General features: G+C 47.6%; 1 protein-coding gene. It reads right to left on the bottom strand.

Going from position 1 to position 1,188, the window contains the following annotated elements:
• Positions 1 to 196: 196 nt before the first annotated feature.
• On the bottom strand, positions 197 to 1,188 hold a 992-nt coding region (locus A3763_RS19785), incomplete at its 5' end, for an ATP-grasp domain-containing protein (protein WP_068760385.1).

Genomic DNA, 1,188 nt, shown 5'->3' with positions numbered 1-1,188 from the left:
AGCGGCGTTGTGCCCCGTTCGGGCTCTAGCACTGGCTGGTCTTGAGCATCTTCGAGAGTCACTGCGCTGGCTCCCGCCGCGAGCAAGCCTTCTTCGAGAGCTTCTGCGATGGCGGGAGATATATTGGCTTTAACTTGGATCCAGTTCATAAGTCAGTGACTTCCTGATAGTCGGGAATGAAATACATTAGATGAAACTAAAGGATATTCTTTTCCAGATGATGGATATTAAATTCGAGCTCTCGAAATCCGCTATCGGAAAGTAGCTTGCGGTGAAGGTCAATATTTGTGTCAATTCCGTCTACGACTAGCTCGTCAAGTGCGTTTGTCATACGGTTCATCGCCGCATTACGGTTTTCGCTATGACAAATGATTTTGGCAACTAAAGAGTCGTAAAATGGAGGTACACGATAGCCGCTATATAAATGCGAATCGACACGGACTCCCATGCCACCGGGCGCGTGAAACTGTTTAACTAAGCCGGGGCTCGGTGCAAAGGTTTGAGCATTTTCAGCGTTAATGCGGCACTCTATCGCATGGCCTTCAAGATTTACTTCAGCTTGAGAGACTGAAAGTGGTAGGCCGCTAGCAATTCTAATTTGCTCTTTAACGATATTAATGCCTGTTATCATTTCTGTTACAGGGTGCTCTACCTGTACTCGGGTATTCATTTCGATAAAATAGAAACTGTCATCCTGGTATAAGAACTCAAATGTTCCTGCTCCGCGATAGCCGATATCTTTGCAGGCTTTTACGCAGGCGGCAAACGTGGCTTGTCGGGCTTCCTCGTTAATATTTGGTGCAGGGGCTTCTTCGATAACTTTTTGGTGTCTTCGTTGCAGTGAACAGTCACGGTCACCTAAGTGAATGACATTGCCATGGTTATCTGCAAGTACCTGGATTTCGACATGCCGGGGTGTGTCGAGAAATTTTTCAAGGTAAACGGTGTCATCGCCAAAAGCGGCTTTGGCTTCAGACTGTGTTAGCTGAATCGAGGTGAGTAGTTCAGCTTCGTCGTTAACAACTCTCATACCCCGGCCGCCACCACCTGAGGCTGCTTTGATAATAACCGGGTAGCCAATTTTGCGTGCAATAGCTTTGGTTCGATCTTGATTATTTGTGATCGGGCCGTCGGAGCCAGGAACCGTCGGTACGCCGGCTTTTGTCATGGCTTTGATGGCTGAAACTT

The organism is Oleiphilus sp. HI0128 (assembly GCF_001635365.1).
Note: the sequence above shows the minus strand (reverse complement) of the source record. Positions and strands in the feature narration are given on the sequence as shown.